The organism is Protofrankia sp. Cr2 (genome assembly GCF_963555885.1).
GTDB lineage: Bacteria > Actinomycetota > Actinomycetes > Frankiales > Frankiaceae > Protofrankia.
Genome location: NZ_CAUVXG010000026.1, coordinates 50,418 through 69,696, shown reverse-complemented (window position 1 = coordinate 69,696; position 19,279 = coordinate 50,418). Strand labels below are relative to the sequence as shown.

At 68.2% G+C, this 19,279-nt stretch carries 16 protein-coding genes and 1 pseudogene; 9 read left to right on the top strand and 8 right to left on the bottom strand.

The features are described from left to right. Nucleotides 1–467 precede the first annotated feature (467 nt). The gene (locus U9978_RS13825) at nt 468–713 is read left to right on the top strand and encodes a hypothetical protein (protein ID WP_322761516.1); all 246 of its coding nucleotides are present in this window, start codon (nt 468–470) and stop codon (nt 711–713) included. A gap of 22 nt (nt 714–735) precedes the next feature. On the opposite strand, the gene U9978_RS13820 is transcribed toward U9978_RS13825, so the two are convergent. Both U9978_RS13820 and U9978_RS13815 read right to left on the bottom strand, forming a co-directional pair. Further along, nucleotides 736–1,125, bottom strand: a complete 390-nt coding sequence (locus U9978_RS13820; RefSeq protein ID WP_322761522.1) for a DUF397 domain-containing protein — start codon at nt 1,123–1,125, stop codon at nt 736–738. 171 nt (nt 1,126–1,296) lie between these two features. Beyond that, entirely contained in the window at nt 1,297–1,572 is a 276-nt protein-coding gene (locus U9978_RS13815; protein ID WP_322761515.1) for a hypothetical protein, read from the bottom strand. Between the two features lie 160 nt (nt 1,573–1,732). Between U9978_RS13815 and U9978_RS13810 the strand changes: the two genes are divergently transcribed. From U9978_RS13810 to U9978_RS13800, 3 genes are all read left to right on the top strand, one after another. After that, nucleotides 1,733–2,995, top strand: coding sequence for a helix-turn-helix transcriptional regulator (locus U9978_RS13810; protein WP_322761514.1), 1,263 nt, complete (start codon nt 1,733–1,735; stop codon nt 2,993–2,995). Further along, a complete protein-coding gene (locus tag U9978_RS13805) occupies nt 2,992–3,558 on the top strand; it encodes a GNAT family protein (protein ID WP_322761513.1) in 567 nt (188 codons plus the stop codon). The genes U9978_RS13810 and U9978_RS13805 overlap by 4 nt, the downstream gene beginning before the upstream one ends. Nucleotides 3,559–3,843: 285 nt before the next feature. Next, nucleotides 3,844–4,023, top strand: a complete 180-nt coding sequence (locus U9978_RS13800) for a hypothetical protein (protein WP_322761512.1) — start codon at nt 3,844–3,846, stop codon at nt 4,021–4,023. Nucleotides 4,024–4,407: 384 nt separating this feature from the next. On the opposite strand, the gene U9978_RS13795 is transcribed toward U9978_RS13800, so the two are convergent. Next, on the bottom strand, nt 4,408–5,496 hold the full coding sequence (locus tag U9978_RS13795) for an XRE family transcriptional regulator (protein ID WP_322761511.1): 1,089 nt from the start codon (nt 5,494–5,496) through the stop codon (nt 4,408–4,410). Nucleotides 5,497–5,871: 375 nt separating this feature from the next. Continuing rightward, nucleotides 5,872–5,946: pseudogene (locus U9978_RS24070) on the bottom strand (NUDIX domain-containing protein); the annotation flags it as partial. A 732-nt stretch (nt 5,947–6,678) separates the two neighbouring features. On the opposite strand from U9978_RS24070, the gene U9978_RS13785 reads away from it, so the two are divergent. Continuing rightward, nucleotides 6,679–7,551, top strand: a complete 873-nt coding sequence (locus U9978_RS13785) for a glycosyltransferase family A protein (RefSeq protein WP_322761510.1) — start codon at nt 6,679–6,681, stop codon at nt 7,549–7,551. 609 nt (nt 7,552–8,160) lie between these two features. Beyond that, nucleotides 8,161–10,107 (top strand): ABC transporter ATP-binding protein, encoded by a 1,947-nt coding sequence (locus U9978_RS13780; protein ID WP_322761509.1) that lies wholly within the window; start codon nt 8,161–8,163, stop codon nt 10,105–10,107. Between the two features lie 101 nt (nt 10,108–10,208). Here the strand turns inward: U9978_RS13780 and U9978_RS13775 are convergent, their stop codons facing one another. Next, entirely contained in the window at nt 10,209–12,143 is a 1,935-nt protein-coding gene (locus tag U9978_RS13775; protein ID WP_322761508.1) for a DUF2264 domain-containing protein, read from the bottom strand. 313 nt (nt 12,144–12,456) lie between these two features. On the opposite strand from U9978_RS13775, the gene U9978_RS13770 reads away from it, so the two are divergent. The 3 genes from U9978_RS13770 to U9978_RS13760 all read left to right on the top strand — a co-directional run bounded on the left by U9978_RS13770 (nt 12,457) and on the right by U9978_RS13760 (nt 15,366). Beyond that, nucleotides 12,457–12,678, top strand: a complete 222-nt coding sequence (locus U9978_RS13770) for a hypothetical protein (RefSeq protein ID WP_322761507.1) — start codon at nt 12,457–12,459, stop codon at nt 12,676–12,678. 121 nt (nt 12,679–12,799) lie between these two features. Next, nucleotides 12,800–14,380 (top strand): hypothetical protein, encoded by a 1,581-nt coding sequence (locus U9978_RS13765; protein WP_322761506.1) that lies wholly within the window; start codon nt 12,800–12,802, stop codon nt 14,378–14,380. Beyond that, entirely contained in the window at nt 14,377–15,366 is a 990-nt protein-coding gene (locus U9978_RS13760; RefSeq protein ID WP_322761505.1) for a hypothetical protein, read from the top strand. The genes U9978_RS13765 and U9978_RS13760 overlap by 4 nt, the downstream gene beginning before the upstream one ends. 408 nt (nt 15,367–15,774) lie before the next feature. Here the strand turns inward: U9978_RS13760 and U9978_RS13755 are convergent, their stop codons facing one another. Genes U9978_RS13755 through U9978_RS13745 form a run of 3 tightly spaced genes read right to left on the bottom strand, consistent with a single transcriptional unit; the run spans nt 15,775 to nt 19,234 of the window. Next, the gene (locus U9978_RS13755; protein ID WP_322761504.1) at nt 15,775–16,140 is read right to left on the bottom strand and encodes an EthD domain-containing protein; all 366 of its coding nucleotides are present in this window, start codon (nt 16,138–16,140) and stop codon (nt 15,775–15,777) included. Nucleotides 16,141–16,143: 3 nt separating this feature from the next. Then, nucleotides 16,144–17,589, bottom strand: coding sequence for an amidohydrolase family protein (locus tag U9978_RS13750; RefSeq protein WP_322761503.1), 1,446 nt, complete (start codon nt 17,587–17,589; stop codon nt 16,144–16,146). 4 nt (nt 17,590–17,593) lie between these two features. Next, complete coding sequence (locus tag U9978_RS13745) at nt 17,594–19,234, bottom strand: CoA transferase (protein WP_322761502.1); 1,641 nt, start codon at nt 19,232–19,234, stop codon at nt 17,594–17,596. Nucleotides 19,235–19,279 lie beyond the last annotated feature (45 nt).

Sequence of the window (19,279 nt, the reverse complement as noted above, 5' to 3'; positions counted from 1 at the left end):
TGGGGCTTCCACTGGCGGTCGGTGCTCACGTTTACAGTTATCGCGGCCGGTGTGATCGGTGCCGTCGCATGCGGGGTGTCGGTCGTGTGCGGCGTCGCGGTGGGTATAGCGGCCGGCGCCGCAGCCTACGCGGCGGAGAACGCGGGAACCAGCAACTGGAGCTGGACGGGCTTCGGCGTTGCAGCGGTAGTCGGCGGCCTGCTGAGCGTACCCGTCGCGCCGGAAGCTACAGCCGGCCACGCCGTTTACCACTCGGGCGCCGGTAGAGGAGCCAATAGAGGGGGCTCCACGGGGAAGCGGAGGCATGCACAAATACAACAAGGGCGGCGAGCAATATCTGATGATATGATTGAACAAGCTATTCGTACCGGTCGGCGGATGCCTGGTAATAAGCCGGGAACCACCAAATATAAGGGCCGGAAGATCTGGGTGGTAACAAATCAACATGGTCAGGTTGTGTCGACTGGATGGAATTAAGTCGCCTGGGGTTGCCAATGATAGAGGATCTTGATATGGAACTCGCCGCGGAGGCATGCCATGTTCCGGTCGAAACTATTGTCGACCTTCTGCAAGCGGGCAAGCTACCAGGCGCGTGGATTCCGCGACGTAACCTTCCCAATCGCTGGTTGATTCCAGTAGAGGACTTGAAGAAGGCGGGCCTTTCTGTCGACAATGAGTGGCTGGAAGGGTATGAGGCTTCGTTTGGGCCATGATATTTTGTAACTGTTCGGCCGGTTACTGAAGGGATGAGCCGCCTCGGGTTGTTTGGAGGCTCTGGCCTTCGGTGCTGCTGACGATTACCGGTTGGGGTTCGAGTGTGAGTGGGATCGGGCCGCGGCTACGGTCTACTCGGTCCGTCGGTAAGTGCCCGGCCTGATGTAGTGACGATGCCCCCGCCCGAGACGATCGGGTCGGGGGTATCGTCATGTCCACCGGCCCGGCTCTTCCCCGTAGAGAGCCGGGCCCGTGGCCGTTCGGGGCGTGGGTCAGAAGCGCATTTCGCCGTTCTCGACGCCGTCGATGAACGCGGCCCACTGCGCGGGAGAACGCCAGGACGGGTCCGGTCGGGTGGGTGGAGTCGCGGACGACAACCCCGCCGTTGAAGGCACCGGCCTCGACGCACATGCCCCCGGCGCCGTTGGAGAAGGACGACGTCTGCTGGCTTGTTTGTTGCACGCGCAGGCCAGTACTCCACGCCCCTGCCGACGAGGGATGGGGCGGGCACGCCTGGCCTGCGCGCGTTCGTGACGGAGCTCCCCGGACGGGGCGACACGGGCTGTCCGGGGAGCTCCGGTCTCAGGTCCCCCGGCGGGGGTTCACGTGGGAGAAGTAGGCCGGTACGACCCGGTAGTCGCCGATCTGGTGATGGCGGGCGTGTGCGTCGGCGTCAGCGACGGTGGGGAAGATCAGTAATGCCCGGTCCGGCTGGCCGTCCGCGTTCAGGGCCACCACCACATAGGGGGTGGCACGGGCCGTCTGGGATTCGCCCGGCGGGGTGGCGTCCATCCAGGCGGACGCGACCAGCCGGCGGACGTAGGTCTTCGGCGACGGTGGTATCACGGCATCCCCCATTCGTGTTCTGCCTGCGTGGCCGACCGGTTATCGTGCCGACACAACACATTCCACGACGGTGCGCGACAGGCGACTAGCTGTGATCCCATGCGGGTGTCGTGACACACCCGTCACGCACACCTCACGCACGTGTCGTCACACCGGGCAGGAGGGGACACAGGTGGACGATGACGCCGCGGTCGCGCACCTCGCGGGCCGTATCCGCGGATTACGGCTCGCCGCGGATATCCGGAGTCTCGCCGAACTGGCCCGGCGCACCAACCTGGACCGTGCCGGCATCAGCCGGGCAGAAGGTGGGCAGCTCTTGCCGTCGGACGTGGTCATCCGGGCCATCGACACCGCGGTGGGTGCCGGCGGAGAGTTGGTCGAGCTCCGCGCGCAGATCTACCGGGCGCGGCTCGGCATGGAACCGCGAGAGGATGCGGACTCCACGGACCGGCGGCAGATGTTGGGAGCGGGTGCGTTCGCGGCCGTGGCCGCGCTCGCGGCGGACACGTCCAGGGACATCTCCCGAGCTGACCCTGATCCGTTGACGCTCGTCACCATCGAGGATGACATCGAACGGTTCGCCGCGGTCTACGCCACCACCCCGCATGCGATGCTCGTCCACCAGGTCGAACGGCGCTGGATCCAGGTCGACAGCGCTCTGATGGCCCGTACCAGTCTGGCCGTGCATCATCGTCTGATCGCTGCCGCCGGACGCCTGTCCTACCTCGTCTCCCGGCTGGCGTTCAACCTCGGTGACTTCGCCACCGCCCGGCATCTCGCCGTGCTCGCCGGGCAGTACGCCGAGCAAACCCAGGATGCGGTGTTGCTCGCATCGGTCGCCGGGATGCATTCGGGGATCGCCTACTACCGCAGGCGGTATGACGTTGCTGTGGCCGTCTTTGATGAGTACCCGCCGGATCCCCCGTACCTGCAAGCGCGGAACGCGGCTTATCGTGCCCGCGCCTATGGTCGTCTCGGCAATGCGCCGGCGGCACGGGCCGAACTGGCCTCGATGCACCGCTGCTTGACCGACGACCCGCCCCAACCGGGAGACCTCCCACTCGGGGAGGCGGCGGCGGGCATGTTCACGGCAAGCACGCTCGGGTCAATCGGGGAAGGCATCGAAGCCGAACCGTGGGCCCGACGCTCCGTCGCAGCGCATGAAGCCGCCGGGCCACGAGCGAACCGGGAGGAGTGGGGACACGCCCTGCTGACGCTCGCAACCGCACTGATCCACCGGGAGCGGCCGGAACCGGAGGAAGCCGCCCGGGTCGGCGTCAAGGTCCTAGACGTCGTGGACGGCCATCCAACCCATACCGTCAGCCAGCGGGCCGGGGAGATGCTGGGCATGCTGGCCGACCATCGCAGCCTGCCCGTGGTGGCCGACTTCCGTGAGCGGCTGGCAGCCGCACCCCGCCCGGCGCTGACGACATGAGCGGCCAGCTGCTTGGTGAGCCGACCGTCATCATTGTGCCCACAGTGGTCACAGACCGGTTGGTCCTGCGCTGTTGGCGGCCGGGCGACATCGACCCGTACGCGGTGATGAACGCTGACGGCGAGACCATGCGTTACCTCAACGGCACGTTCGACCGGGATGGCACGGAACGCCTGATCACTCATCTGATCGGGATGTGGGCGTTGCTTGGGCACGGGATGTGGGCCGTCGAGGACAAAGCGACCGGCGAGTTCCTGGGTCGCGCCGGGCTCTACTACGGCCCCGGCTGGCCCGGTGTCGAGGTCGCGGTGTCGATTCGCCGGGACCGCTGGCGGGAAGGACTCGGCACCGAAGCGTGCGATGCCGCGGTGACCTGGGGGTTCGCCGCTCTCAACCTGGACGAGATCGTCACATTCACCAACCGGGGCAACGCAGGGATGAACGGGATCGCCCGCACGCTCGGCATGACGTTTCAGGGTGAGGCGTCGGCCATCGGCCCGTGGAAGGACAACAACGTGTACTCGATCAGCCGAGAGGCGTGGGAGGCACGCACAGGCGGCTGATGTCCGCCAGGGGTTTCAGGCCGAAATGCGAGTTGTTGTTGAATTAAATAATGGTTCGGAAGTCTCGTGTCTCGCTGTCAATCGAGCTAATCTTGCCCGGATGCAAAACAGAAGAAGTCACGTTGACAATGTGGTGGCAGACCTGGAGGAACTGCGGACCGTATATCTTGGTGATGGAAAATCTTCCTGAGTGACGGCCGGCAGGTCAACGCCGCCAGCTATGGGGCGGGGGCCTGGCAGGTTGCCACGACCGAGCATGACGCCAAGGGCAACGTGATCCGTACGTTGGGTGCGGGGAACCGGGCGCAGGCGCTCACCCCGACGGCGGACACGGATCCGACGGTGACCGCGCTGACCACGGTCACGGCCAGTGCCCGGGTTGGCGGCATCAGTACGGGTACGGATCGCGACGGTCGGGTGACGGTCAACGGCTATGAAGCCAAGGCCGGGCTCGGGAGTGCGTAAGCGGCATGCCGATCAAGATTGCGCCGGGAGCGGTCGTATCGGCGGGCGGCGGAATCGGGGCACCTGGAAACACCCCGCACCACCCAGCATCCCGGCAGTGCGGTTGACGTCAGGATGCCAGCCACTTGTCGAATGAAGACCTGTCGGTGACGTTGGCGGGGCTGCCTCTCCGTTGGGTGCGGAGGGTCTGGACGTAGCCCCACAGGGCGTCGGCATCGACCCATTCCTGCTTTGTCGCGACCCTCAGCAGGTGCCAGGTCCTGACGACCCGGATGCCGTTCTGGGCGGCGAGCCGTCCGCCAACCGCTCCAGCAGATCCATACGGTTGATGATCGCGAAGTTGATCAGGACAGTGTTGTCCGGGAACAGGAGCACGGCCACGGTTCAGAGACCAAGCGCCATAGCGAGATCATCGACGTCCACGTCGGGCACTGTGGGGATGTCGACTTCCAGTGCATCGGGATCGATGCCGAGCATCCAGGCGAGCGTTCCCTTGCCGAGAGCCCCGGATGCGATCCCTGTGAGGTGTGCCTCCTGGAGGGAGAGGGGGAACCGACGCTGGGCGGCCGCGTCCATGCGTAGGGTGATCTCGTCCTCGCCCGAGTCGGACGCCCAGTAATGGCGCAACAGTCGCTGGGTCGTCTGTCCGGCCCATGTCCGCACGACTGTGGGCAGGTGGCCGTTCAGAGCGTTCAGGCGGCGGGCGAGGGCGTCGGTGGACACTCCCCACTGCCACACGAGGCCAGCCAGCCCGACGGCGTCCAGGTGCTCCCAGTCGATCGCGGCGAGCGACTCGCGGGGGAGTAGGAGGTCTGCGGCGAACGCGTTCGCCGCCGCTTCGTGCCTGTCCCGCTCTGCGTCGGAGAGCTCCTGGTCGTGGTGGCCCCCGACGAGGTGGCCCAGCTCGTGCGCCATCGACCAGTTTTCCCGGAACCAGTTCCCGGTCGCCGGGAGCGCGATCACGCGGTGCCCACCTGTGGTGAACGAGTACGCAGTGGACAGGTCGGCGACCCGCACGACATCGACGCGGAGCCGGTTCTCCAACTGTTCTGCGAAGGGCCGCACGAAATTCTCACCCAGCGTCGATCTGACGTCATCGGGGCTCTGCGGAAGGGTCGGTGCCTGCTGCGGCTCGGGGTAGGTCTGCCGGTACGCGAGGGCGATGTCGCGCAGCACCTGCTCGTCGGCATCGCGTCCGGGTATGTCCCGATGGCCCGTCGCGTGGTCGAACCTGTGACGCGCGGCGACGACGAGCCGATGTGGGTCAGGTTTTCCGGTGATAAGCCAATGAATGTCCGCATTCAGCAGGTCGGCCAGGCGCGCCAACTCGATCGAGGAGAAGGCACGCTTGCTGTTCAGGGCACGCGAGAACGCATCGGGAGTCATCCCGATGTTTTCTGCGATGTCCCGATGTCGGATGGTGGGACAGGCCCGCGCGATGTGCTCCAGCACCCGGTCGCCGATGCTCTGCATGGGAGCATGATACCTGTGCTGTTGGGAAAATCCCAACAGCACGCGTCCGTTGTCCACACTGTTGAGGCGTGACGATCAAGTGGCGGGTGTACGTCTTCGGTTCCGGCGGTACCACGACATCCGCCGTTCGTGTTCTGCCTGCGTGGCCGGTCGGTTATCGTGTCGACACGAGGACGACACAACGTACGGGTGGGATGACAGCAGGCCGTAACAGGCCGCTACGTCGGTAGCCGGTTACGGGTAACCGGCGGTTGTTACCCCCGCCATACATGCCGGAGAGCGGCGATGGGCGACGGCGGAACAGCACGCGAGCTGGCCGACCGCATCCGGGAATTACGCCGTGACGCCGCCCGTCCACCCGCCACAACGGAAACGGCCGGTGACCTCGATGTCGATCCCGGTCTCTTCTTTGGTTTCGCGGACGGCGGCGTCGGTGATCGATTCGCCGAGGTGTCAAGCGGCGGCCTTCTCCGCGTGGGATGTCCAACGTCCAGCGGGTTACCCGCACCGGCAGCCCGAACGGGTCGACGTGTGTGCGCTCGGCCAGCGCCGTTCCCGCGACGACAGCCCCGGGCCCGCCGCCTCCCTGATCAGCATGTAATGGAACAGCCCGATCTCCCGGGCCCGGTCCAGCCGGGCACGCTGTTCCTCCTTCGGCGAGCAGGTCTGGGGAGATTCACATGAGCGCCGTCAGGGCCGGCGGATGTCGGCAGAGAATGTTAATCTACGTCAGTGATTCTGAATGTTTGTCTTGATCAGTGGTTGCAGGCGATCAGGTTCGCTGACGAGCTGCCCGGTCTTGCGGTCGGGCCGGGTCGCTGCAGCCAGGGCAAGGATCCGCCAGGTGACCCGGACGAATACGCCTCCGAAGCTCCGTGCACAGTGTTGTTCGAGGTTGGATTGGCCCCTTGAGCGTGTCGTCAACCGATTCCCGGTGACTAGCGGACGGCGTTGAGCCGGCCCTCGTCGGCGCTGGGGCACGCAGCGCCCGCCCGGGGCGTGATCCTGCTATGAGAGGGCTCAGACGTGCCTGTCTGGTCGATTGCAGCAAAGGACGCAAATGGTGATGGGAGTGCACGGGACTGGCCAGCGGTACGACCCGGCCCGGTGCTTGGAGAAGGAGGCGCGCTTCTGATGCTCTCGTCCCGTCAGGCACGCCTCAGGCCGGTGGCGTGACCCGGCATGCAGACCGCCGCTGTGCCAGCTGCCGACGTCACGATAAGCATTCCGTGCCATCGCTCGGGTCCCTATATCGCCCAGGCGGTCGAGAGTCTGCTGGGGCAGACCTACCGCAACCTCACGGTCGTGGTCGTCAATGACGGTGACCCGGATCCGCCATGGCCGCTGCTGGCGCACCTAGACGACCCCCGACTGGTCCGGTTCGACCTCTCCGCCAACCATGGGCGCTACTTTGCCGATGCTGTCGTCCTCGAGTGGACCACCAGCCCGTACTTCTTGGTTCAGGACTCTGACGACTGGAGCGATCCGAAACGGGTGGAGACCCTGTTACTGGAGCTTCGCCGCCAGCACGCCGGTGCGGCCGTCTCGGCCAGGCGGGTGGAAGGCGCCGGTGCGTCGCAGGAGATCCAGCAATGGCCGCTGTTAGGTACTCCTCTCGCCGAGCGGATGGAACACCGGGTTAATCATCAGGGTCTGTTCAGGGTGGACGCACTCCGCCGTGTCGGCGGGTTCCACCCGGGATTCCGGATTGGTTACGACACCCTCCTGATGAACCTACTCGAAATGGTCGACCGGGTCGTTGCTGTGGACACTCCGCTGTACTACGCAAGAGTTCGCCCGGGGTCGCTGACCACGTCGCCGGACACTGGGTTTGGAAGCCGGCAACGCGCGGTCGCCCAGGGGCGGCTCGAGCGACTCTATACGCATGCACTGCAGGTTTACCGCCGATACCTCACCGGGGCCACAGGCGCCGACGAGCTTGCCGGTGCGATCCGGCGACTGGTACTTGGCTCCAGCCGCCCCGCCGATGTCGCTGCCCTGCGAACCGAGGTAACTCGCCTCTCCAGAGTCCGGTCACCCGTGAACGGCCGCTGAACTCCTGCGCTGACACAAGTGTCCGCGTGACCGCCGTCACGCCGCGGACAGCTCAGACACGCCCCGGACGCGCCCCGTTGACGCAGCATCGGTGGTGATCAACTCAGGTTGCGGAGCCGGCCCTAACGTCCCGGGCCGCATGCGCCCGGCTCGAAGGACCCATCGCGGATGGCGTACTGGCAGTACCAGGATGCCGTCCGCCCTGCTCCCTATACCAGGCGGCGCGGTGGGGCAGTGCCGATGACATTACAAGCTAATTCTGTTTGGGTTTGTTTTACCCGAGTACGTTGCTTGTGGGACTACACAATCGCGGGCATCCGTGCGGAGGCGACGCCGTCTATTCCCTGTTCCGCGCACCGCCCCGGAGTCGCCCGGGGCGGCTCCGAGAGAAAGGCAGCACATCTGTGGGAAAGCGCCAGATCGCAGCCTGCCTGCCCTCTTCATCTCCATGGGGACCACACCAGCCGTCCAGTCAAGCGGGTCTACCTGAGCCTGGTCTCTGCTGGCTGCACGGTCGCCGATGAGAAGGTGCGCACCGACTCGCCGAACAGGTCATTCCATGAACTGCGGACCGTGGTCTCGCCGAACCTCCATTGCAGGGAGAATCTAATGCTAGAATTGATAGCTGACGGCACGCAGGTGGTGCCTCGCCAGCCGCACGCCGCCGGATCGCATCGCCGATCGCGGCACGCCGCCCGGTCGCATCGCGCGCAGCCGGATCCCGCGCAGCCGCAGCTCACCACCCGCCGGGATCGGGCGTGGACCTCGATCCGCGGCATCGGCCAGCTCTACCGTGACCTGTGGACGAGCGCTCGGGGACGCAGGGTGCGGCTCGTGCTCATCCTGCTGGCGCTGATCGCATCGCGGCTTATCAAGTTGGCTGGACCGCTGCTGTTCGCGCTCGGCCTCAACAGGCTGCAGGAGTCATCGGGCCGATCGATCGGCCCGATGATGTGGTCCATCGCCGCGGTAGCCGGGACGATGGTCGTGTATCTTTGCTTATACGCCCCGGCCCGCACCGCGGAACGGTACCTGGCCCTCGAAGTGCGCCGGCTGTTCACCGATGCGCTCTACGGACATCTGATCAAGCTGCCGCTGGGTTGGCACGCCCAGCACCACTCGGGTGAGCTCGCCCACCGGGTCCGTAGTTCGTCGGAAGCCTTGTTCGAGTTCGCCCAGAATCAGACATTCTATATCCAGATAGTCGCGACCGTCGTTGGCTCGATCGGCACGCTGCTGTTCTTCGATCCGCTGACCGGGTTGATCGCACTGGTCGGCTATGTGGGTATCTTCATCCTCCTGATCCGCATGGACCGGTCACTCGTGACTGAGATATTGGCCCAGAACGAGGCAGAGGCTCGACTTTCCGCGGAACTCTCCGATCACACCGGAAATGCTGCGACGGTGGTCGCACTTGGGCTGGCGGAAAACAGCCGCACGATGTTGCGTGAGCGTCTCGCCGAAGTGGTCCTGGCGAGCCGCGGGGTGTTTCGGCTGCAGCGGCGCAGATGGACGACGGTGGACGCGTTCAACGAGATGATGTGGTGCCTCCTCGTCGCGACCGCGGTTTTGTCGCGGTGGCTCACCACCGGGCAGGTCGCGGTGGGCACGCTCGTCCTCGTGAGCCAGTACGCCCGCGAGATCACCTTGTCCGTGTCCATCACCGTCGTCTACTGGCAGCAGCTCCAGACGTTCAGCGCCGACCATGCGAACGCCGACCCGATCCGGCAGACCGCCCAAGAGCACCGGATTGAGCACCGGTTGTCGCGAGGGTGGCGCGACGTCGAGGTCCATGAGTTGACCTTCAACTATTCCGGCGGAGGCCGCGGCTCCGGCGAAAGCGGCGGGGTGCGCGATGCGTCGCTCGTGTTGGGCCGAGGGGAACGCGTGGCGGTGGTCGGGTCGAGCGGATCAGGCAAGAGCACCCTGCTGCGGGTACTCGCCGGGATATATCCGGCCGAGACCGGACGCATCCTTGTCGACGGCGTGCCCCTTGTCACGCCGGACCTGCGCGGGGCTGCCACGCTCGTGCCGCAGGAGCCGGAGATATTCACTGCGACGGTCCGGTACAACCTGACTCTGGGCGTCGAGTTGCCCGAGGAGGTGGTGCGGCGCGCGTGCGACGTCGCCCAGCTCAACGCAGTGCTCGCCGACCTCCCGGACGGGCTGGACACCATGCTCGCCGAGCGGGGAGCGAACCTGTCCGGTGGGCAGCGGCAGCGGATAGCTCTTGCCCGCGGCCTGCTTGCCGCGCGCGACCGGTCCATACTCCTGTTCGACGAACCCACCAGCAGCCTGGACCCCGCGACGGAACTCGATCTCTACCAGGCCGTCTTCGCCGAGTTCACCGACGCCTGCATCGTGTCCGCCGTCCACCGGCTGCATCTCCTGCCGTCGTTCGACCGGGTGATACTGATGGATTCCGGACGTGTCGTCGACACCGGCACCCATATTGATCTGCTGACCCGCCAGCCCGTCTTCCAGGCGATGTGGACGCGCTCTCAGGGCAACCGCCAGGAAGTCGGCCAGCCCCGGTCGCTGCGCCTGGTCGCGTGATAGTCGGCACCGAAGCCGGCGGCCCGGGGTATCTCACCCCGGGCTCCACACCTGGTACCAGCGCAGGGAGGCACCGCGTGTCATGGCACTGCCATGGCGTGTCATGGCATGATCGGCAACGGTACTTCATCACGTTCACCGTCCGGCCACACCACGGTCGCGCCACCCGGCGTGGCCTCGACCGCGATCCGGACGTCCGCGCTCCACATGTCCGCGCTCCGGACGTCCTCCTGCTGTGCGCCAGCCCCGCGTAGCAGGACCAGCGCGGCGTACACTTCGCCCGGCCGCGCCGGCCCCTCGGTGGCGACCCACGGCGTGACGCTGTGTCGACCGAGCGCGTTGCGCCCCTCGGCGCGGTGGCATCCGGTGACCGTGAACCCGCGCAACCCGATCACGGTCGAGGACAGGCCGTCGGGGCGCTCGGCGCGCGACGTCGCGCCTGCCATGGCAACCTGCGGTGGCAGGTCGGCGGCGAGCGCCCAGCCCCCGATGCGCAGCGGCCATCCGGGCTCCGGCGCACCGACCACGGCGAGACGCACCTCGTGCGCACCGCGTAGCACGGAGGCGGTGGTGAGCCAGGGGCCGGTCCGGTACTCGCCCTGCTCCGGCCACAGGTACGGCTGCGGCTCCTCGCCGGCAAGCCAATGCGCGCGGTGCCGGGAGACCGCCACCCGCCCGGCCAGGTACAGCCGCTGCCAGGGGCGGCGCAACGACGGGCGGCCATCCGGGGCGAGCAGCGCGACGTGGTTGTCCACCGGCGCCGCACGTTCGACGTCGGGCGCCGCGTGCGTCGCGTATCCGTGCCGGGCGTACCCGGCGTCGTCGATGCTCGGGCGATCCGGCCGGGCGCGGTCACCACCGTGCTGCACGATGCGCACGATGCCGTCCGCCGCGGTACCGGAGACGAGCCAGCCAGGGGCGGGGAGAGCCAGCGCCACGTCGTGCTCTTCGATCGGGAGCAGCTCCGCGGCGTCCGTCCACACCGGATCGTCGGCCGGTAGCACCAGGCCGGCGAAGCCCTTGCTCGCCCAGTAAGGCGACCCGGGACCCGAGTACGGCTCGCGCATCAAGGGGAAGGCGCGGTGCCAGCCGAGCGGCAGCAAGCCGGACTCGTCGAGGCAGCCGGCATCGACGAAGTGACACAGCACCTTGCCGGCCAGGCGCCGGGTGCGCCCGGGCGGCAGCGGCGTGGCGTCGAAGATGGCCCCCGCCCAGAACGGCGCGAGCATCGCGAAGCGGTAGGTCTGCGAGCGCCCCTGCAGCAGCGGCGCGCCGTCGGCGCCGACGAGGTGCTGGGCGTCCTGGAGGAAGCGGGTAAGCCGCCGCCGGTACCGGGAGGCGAGCGCCGGGTCCGCATCGGTACCGGAGATCCGGCAGTACCACAGCGGATAGAAGTGCATCGCCCACCAGCAGTAGTAGTCAAAGCTGCGCAACTGGCCGGGGAGCAGCTCGCCGTCGGAGTACCAGCCGTCTCCGGCGTACCAGGCCTCCGTGCGCGCCACGGTCAGCTCGATGTCTGCGGGTTCCCATGGCCCGCCCACCGAGCGTAAGAACGCCTCGGTTACGGCCTGGAACCAGCGCCAGTTGTTGTCCCAGACGGGCGCGCCGATGATGGGTGCCATCCAGTCGACGACGCGCTGGCGGGTGGCGTCGTCGAGCCGGTCCCAGATCCACGGCCGGGTCTCGTGCAGTGCCAGGGCGATCGAGGCACACTCCACTTTCGCCTGGTTCTTCTCGGCGAAGGTGGGCCATCGGTGTGGCGAGCCGGGGTCGGTACCGGCGGCGAGCCCGGCCGCATACCACTCGGCGAAGTTGTGCGGGTCCTGCTCGCCCGACTGAGCGAGCCGGAAGGCAGCAAGCAGGAAGGTGCGGGCGAAGCCCTCCAGCCTGTCACTCCACCTGCCGGAGTGGCTCTCCGGGCCGGGCAGGTCGATCAGCGCGTGGTCGGGGGTGGCGTGCGGGCGCACCGCGAGCAGCATCCGGTCGGCGAGCGCCTCCCAGTCGCGGCGGGTCCAGTCGGCGCAGGGCAAGGCCACGCGGCCACGGTACCGCCGGGGCTGCGCCAGAACATTCCAACGCCGAGATCACCCCCAACCCCAGCGGGCAGGCGTCCCAGAAGAACCCGCTTGACGTGGTGCGCCGCCCGGGTCTCGGTGACCGACCCGGCCGGCAGCACCGTGCTCCGGTACCACGAGCGACCTACGACCGCGACTCACCCGCCGGCAGCTACCAGACCGAGTCTGCCTCCAGGACCGGGCGTCCTCAATCTGTCAGGTCGTCTTCCACCTGCGAATGGGAACGAGAGGCCGCCACGAATTCGGCGGCGACCGGCCAGTCCGTCGACCTCGGGTGACGGGCAGGACCCGCCCACCCGGAGAGACGCTCACCACAGGCCCGGCCAACGGCGCCGGCTACACCGACGACCTGTTCGGGCGCACCACCGGGCTGACGGTCGCAGGTGGGGCGATGGCCAGCGTGGGCTACTACGTCAACGACATGGTCGTCTCCCAAACCCAGGGATCGACCAGCCGCAGCTACGCCCTGGACCCGGCGCGCCGCATCCGCTCGTGACCGCAAGTCTCGACCACCTCGACGAATCATTACGCTGACGGCGGGGACAGTCCGGCGTGGATCGGGGTCTCCGACGACACCTGGACGACGCCTATTGGTAACTGCGTCAGGTTCTCTGAGGGTGACAGGGGAGTGGATGGCGGGCTTACGGACCCGTCCCGGCGGACGTCGAGGCGGTGCGGGGGAGGAACCAAGCGGAGTGGCCGCCCCGACGGCAACGGCACGGCTGTCGGCTGTATGGAGCTGGGTGCTCATCGCCGCGATGGGTGTGGTCGCTCATCCCGTCGCCGTCGTCGTCGGCATGGTGCTCATCGGGGTGGTGCTCTTTGTCCCAGATGTCCCCAATCGAGAACTTCTGGTGATGCCGATCGCGGGGACGGTGTTCAACGTGCTCGGCGCCGCTGCCCGCCGTAACCGGCCCCCCGGCCGGGTGGTGCGGCCGGCTGAGGAACCCGAACTCGCCGCGCTGGTACGCGGTGTGGCCGCGCAGCTTGACTTCCATGCCCCTCTGCTCGTCCGGGTCCTCCCCGTACCGGAAGTGGGCCTGGTGCCGGTGAAGGTCTCCAACCAGCGCGGGTACGCGCTCGTGCTCGGCTGGCCGCTCCTGCGCCGGCTCACCGCGGTGCAGCTCACCGCCGTGGTCGCGCACGAGATCGCCTACCAGCAGAATCTGCTCTCCCGGCGTGACCGTATGTTGGGCGTCACTCGCGGCATGGTTGAAGCGAGCCTGGACAACCGGATCCGCGCGCCGAGAGCCGTCTCCGGGTGGCTGCTGCGCGCCACCCAGGAATACCTCTGGCGTGCCGAGATCGTCGCCGACGCCCGGTCCGTGGAGGTTGTCGGCACTGCCGCCGTGCTCGGCGCACTGCGGCAGGTTCCCGTTATCACCACGACGTTCGAGCACTTCGTGGACGACTGGGTTTCCGTGCTCGCTGAGGACGGTTGTTATCCGGAGGATCTCTACGACGCTCTTGACGCGGCGTTGGACGACCCGCACGTCGTGCGGCGAACGCTTGCCGCGGTGGCCGACGACGAAACTGTGGACCCCTACTCGGCCGCCAGCCACCCACCGCTGCCGGTCCGCCGTGCCGCGTTACCCGAGGGGGTGAGTGCCGGCCGGGACGACAGCCGGCCTGTGCTGCTGCGTCAGGCCGACAATGTGCAGCGGTGGTGCCTGCGGGAACTTTTCCCCGCCGGAAGAGAAGATCTCAAAGTCGATAAAGAGGACGGCGCGGACAGTGCGGAGGGAGTCGGTGCCGGGAGTGAGGGGCTACGGCCCACCCGCGTGCTCGACACCTCCCCGGAACGCTTCGACATCGCCGTGGATGCCGGCGCGGAGCTGATGCGTGCGACCGGGCAGGATTCGATCTCCAGCGCTGTCGCCACCGCGGTCGACGCTCTCGCGGAAGGCAGCTGGCCACGGCTGGCCCGGGCGATCGAACCTGGTGTCGGTTCGGCGCCCCCGCCGCTGCGCGCCACCGCCGTTCGGGACGTCATGGTCGGTTGTCTCGCTCACACGATCAGCGGTCTTCTGCGTGATGCGGGGTGGGAGTCGGCGAGCCGGTGGCTGACCACTGTGCTGCTCGACCCGGACGGTGCGGTCGTCGACGTCCGCGAGTTGATCGAGCAGGCGGTCGACAGCGGTGACCCGGCCGCCGTGCGGGCGCTGCTCGGCGCTGTCACGCCCCGGGCCGCGGCATGAGTCGGCAACGCCCGGTCCTGCAGGTGGCCGTCCTCGGCATCGTGACCGCGATCGCCGGCTTCGCGGTCATCGCCGGCTACTTCGGCTGGCAGGTCCGCGACTATCAGGTGGCGCGGCACCGTGCCGTCGCGGTCGTCGACGGCACGGTCGTCGAGGACGGGATCGGTGATACCGGTGACATCCGGGTCCGGTGGATCGACCAAGCCGGCGGGGAGCACGTGCAGCGCTTCAGGATCGACAACACCGACCGGTACAGGCGGGGACGCGTGTTCGCCGTCGGCTACGACCCGACCGATCCGACACCGGCCGGTTTCCCGGCCGATCCGCAGGAGAGCGCAGCCGAGGAGGACCTGGTCGTACCGATCTGGCTCGTCGGCGCCGCGACAATGATGATTCTTGGATGGTGGATGTTGCGGGGCCTGCTGTTCCGGCGTTCCGCGGGGCTGCCCGGCCAGCCGATGGCGGCCGCGGTACTGGCCGGGCAGAGAGCCAACGGCGGGTGGGCGTTCCTGGGCATCAGTACCTGGATCGCGCTGTCGGCTCCGGACGGAGCCGACAACCCCCACAGGTCCGATCGCTGGCAGCGGGTGATGTGGCACCCGGCCGTGGATACGGTGCCCGACCGGATGGATGTGCTGGTCCACGGCGACATCTCATCAGGTAGGCGGGTTGTCGTGGAGTTGGCGGACTGCATCCGCCTGGTACCCGTCGGTCGCCTGCGACATCGTCCGCCCAAACGGATGCTTCTCAACGAGCATGCCGATGTACGCGTCAGTGTTGTGGACTCCTTCATCCTTCCGGCGGACGTGCCTGCGTCGTCGGCCTACAGGTGGTGGCGGTGGGGGATGGTGCTCGCCCTCGTCGGTGCGGCCGCTGGTGCGGTGATCAATGTTGTCTTCGCCGGGGGTACTGCCGTTCTCCCGTTCGCTGTCGGGATTTCCGCGCTTCTGGTCAACGGCTGGACGCTTGCCGGTACCGAATCCTGATCGCTTATGGGATCCGGTCGGGTGTGAGGGACGGGATATGGACTCTGGTTCAGGTCACAAGAGAGATATAATCGCCGTTCAGTCGTGGAACTGCGTACCTCACAGGACGCGCCGTGAAGTAAGAAAATATGCGCGGAAGGGGCGTCTTCATCCCGATCCTCGGGTTACGGAGATGTCCATAAAATGGGCGGAAGCCGTCCTTCGCAAGGTGCCGCGAAAAGAGCGTAGAATCGAGTTCGACGTGAACTTCATGTACATGACCGTGTACATGGTTTTTTTGGGGGTTGCCGATTTTCTGACGGGGGCGGACGGTGCTTTTCTCGGTGGCTCATCGGGGAACCGGGGGAAGCACAGTCTTCTTGAGAAGAGAACTGCTCGGCGAATTATGAACCTGCGTGACTAAAAAAGTCAGCCACCGATGATCATCTTTTCCTCCGCCAGCACCAGGGCGCAGGACGCAAGGTCGAGGAACACCTTTTCGTCCCGGATCAGCCGCGCTGACGCCTCCTGCGACTCCGGTGTGCTGACCAGCATGTCCGCCAACGAGTCCCACCATAACTCCGCGACCCCGTCGAACGGTCTGACCGCGCCGCGGGAACTGGCGAGAGTGGCCGAGATCCGGTCACCGACTATGTGCGACTGGACGTAGCGCCGGATGTGCAGGAGGTCGGCCACCTCACGGACGAGCGGTGCGTGCCTCTCGTACCAGTAGGCCGCGAACTCGTCGTGGGTCAGGTCGTTCCTGCGGACAAGCCCGAATATCACCTTTACCATCTGTCAACACTCCTCGGGGTTCCGGTGGTCGGCGACTACGTGCCCGGCGGCGATGGTGAGGGCGACCAGGTCGGCGGACAGCGTCCGCAGCGCGATGCGGCGGGGTGCTGCGAGCAGACAGAGGTCGGCGGGAGCGCCCGGGACGATCCGTCGCGAGGGTCCACCGGGCCGGGCGGGGTCGCCGAGATACAGGGCGAGCGCGGTGGCGGCGTCAACCGCTTCGTCCAGGCCGATCGGGCTGCCGGCGGTCGTGCGCCGGGCCACCGCGGCGCGCATCGACGACCACGGGTCCAGGTCGCCGAACGGAGCGTCGGTGCCCCCAGCCACCGCGACCCCGGCGCGGCGCAGTCCCGCGCAGCGGTACAGCCATGGAAGGTCCACGGGGTCGACCTCACGCAGGTACTCTTCGCCGCGTTCGGCGATGAAGTGCGGCTGGGTGACGACGGTCAACTCGCGCTCGACGAGCTGATCCAGCAGATCGGGCGGGATGACGGCGCCGTGCTCGATGCGGTCACCCGGGTGAGCGACCCCCGGTTCGTCGTCGGCGGCTTCGAGGACGGCGATGGTGAGGACGAGGGCGGCGCGGGTCACGCAGTGCACGGCCACCGCCCGTCCAGCGGCCCGCGCGCGACGTACGAGCGCAACCAGTTCGTCGAACTCGACCGGGGCACCATCGTCAATCACGATCTTCACTGGTCCCAGCCGGAGACGCGGGTGCGCTGGCGCCGCGAGCTCGGGGCCTCCGGTCACGGTCAGCCGTTGCGGGAGGTCACCGCGGGTCACGGCGGCGGTGAGCAGGTCGACCTCGGCCGGTCCGGTGCCGGCGGTGGCATCGGTCACGCCGGTGACGCCGAACCCGGCCAGCCCTCGCCCGACGGTTGTCAGATCGGGTGCCGGCGACGGCGGAAGGCGCTCGCGCAGCCAGCCGTCCAACCGGAACAGCCGGCCGTCGGGACGTCCATCCGGGCCGCGTCCTGCTCCGGGCGGTGCGCCGGCATGATCGTCGAGGCCGACCGCGGCGACAGCGGCGGAGTTGAGCATCCACAGTGCCCCGGAGCGGTGCTGCACCCGCACGGGGACGTCCGCGATCATCGCGTCGAGATCGGCTCTGGTCAGTGCGCCGGCAACGCTGTCGTGATAGCCGATGCCGCGGACCCAGCCACCGGGTTGGACCGTTGCTGCGGCTGCGGCTGCGCGCAGGGCCGCGGCCAGTTCCTCGCGGTTGCGCACGGCGGGCGGACCGCAGCACACCGAGCCGTCGGCCGCAGCCACCGCGAGTAGATGGATGTGATGGTCGTGCAGGCCGGGTAGGAGCATCCCGCCACCCGCGTCCACGACACGTTCGCCGAATGCGCGGGACAGATCCGGGCCGACGGCGGCGATCCGGTCACCACGGATCCGCACGGACATCCCGGATCGTCCGCTGATTTCGGCGTTTCGGATCAGCATCGGGTCACCGCGGTCGGGATCCTGCCAGCTCCGCGAGGACGCGCGCGGTGTCCGCGCCCAACGCCGGCGCCGTGCCGGGCGGTGTCCGGTGGCGGGGCGGTAGCACGGGCGCCCGGGCGCCGGCGGCGTCCACGAACCATCCGCCGGGTTTGCCTGCGCCCTCACCGGAGTCGGGAGACCACCGGGCGGCCGGGTCGCGTCGGGGGAGTCTCGGACGGGTCCCGAGCAGCGAACCCGCGGCCTCCCGCAGGGCGATGTCGACATGATGGCCGCCGCCGCCGCCGCCGACCACGCACGCGAGCGCCGCCACCGCCGCGTACAGCCCGGTCACCGGGTCGGCGATCGCGTCGGCGAGGAACATCGGCGTCCCGTCCGGCCCGACCGCGACCAAGCCGGCGGCGGCCGCAGCGTCGTCACCGAAGGCCACCCGCTGGCACCACGGGCCGGTCCGGCCGTATCCGGTGATGCTCACCCACGTCAGCGTCGGGTTCCGGGCGAGCAGCTCGGCCGGGTCGATACCGAGCTGGGTCAGCGCCCGCGGTCGGGACGCCTCGATCACCACGTCGGCCCGGCCGATCAGCCCGATGAGCGCCGACCGGCCGTCGGGCGTGTGCAGGTCCAGCGCGACGCTGTCGTGGCCGGCGTGCAGCAGGTCGAAGAACACCGTCGGCCCGGACCGCGCCCCGTCCGGACGCCGGGCGCTCTCGACCTTCACGACGCGGGCCCCGGCGAGCCCCAGCAGGTGCGCGCACAAGGGGCCGGCCCACAGCGACGACAGGTCGACGACGAGGATCGGTTTCGTCGACGGGACGGGTCGGTGCTGCTCCCCAGGCGGGCCATCGTCGATCGCTGTGCCGCTGATCGCTGTGTTGTGGTTCGGTGCGTTGTCGATCGGTGTGCAGTTGATCGGGGCGCCGTCGAGCAGGAACGGGGCGAACGGGAAGCGCTGGCCACGGGCGTGGGCCTGTTCGTCGTGGGCCGCGGACTCCGGCTGTGCGACCTCGGCCACGGGCAGGCCGAGCAGCTGCCCCTGCTCGACCACACATCGGGCGGACAGCCTGGCGAACGCGGTCGTGACCGCATCCCATGGCCCCACCGGATGGTCCTGATCATGATCATCGCCGGCGATCGACAGCCACGCCGGCAGCAGGTCCAGGTCCGAAGGGCGGGCCAGGTTCACCGCAACCCAGCCGTTCCGGGTGGGCAGTAGGCGGGCGGCGCCGCCGGCGGAGCGACGTCCGCCGCGGGTCAGCCCGCTGATCGCGGCCCGTTCGCCGAGCAGCGCCCCCGCGTCCACATCCACCCGCTGGCCGCGTGTCGCCGCGAGTAGCCGGAACACCGCCATGGCGCCGTCCAGGCGCGCCATGATCGCCACGTCGGGCGCGAGCGGTGCGCCGTCCGTCGGGCCCGTCAACGCCATGGCGCCCGATCGTGCCCAGGCCAGTGCCGATGGCGGATCCACCGTCAGGGTCGGGTCGATCACGCCCGCCGCCGGGTCCTCGGCCGCCTGCCGGTGGACGACCCTTCCACCGAGGCCATGCAGCAGTTCCCGCGCGGCGGACCACATCCCGCAGCCGCCCTGCGTTTCCTGCTGTAGGTCGGTCGGGGCGGCAAGGAAGGTCATCCCGGACAGCGGGAGGCCCACCGCGCCACCTCCCATCCGGATGCCCGTCTGGAGGCTATCGGGAGC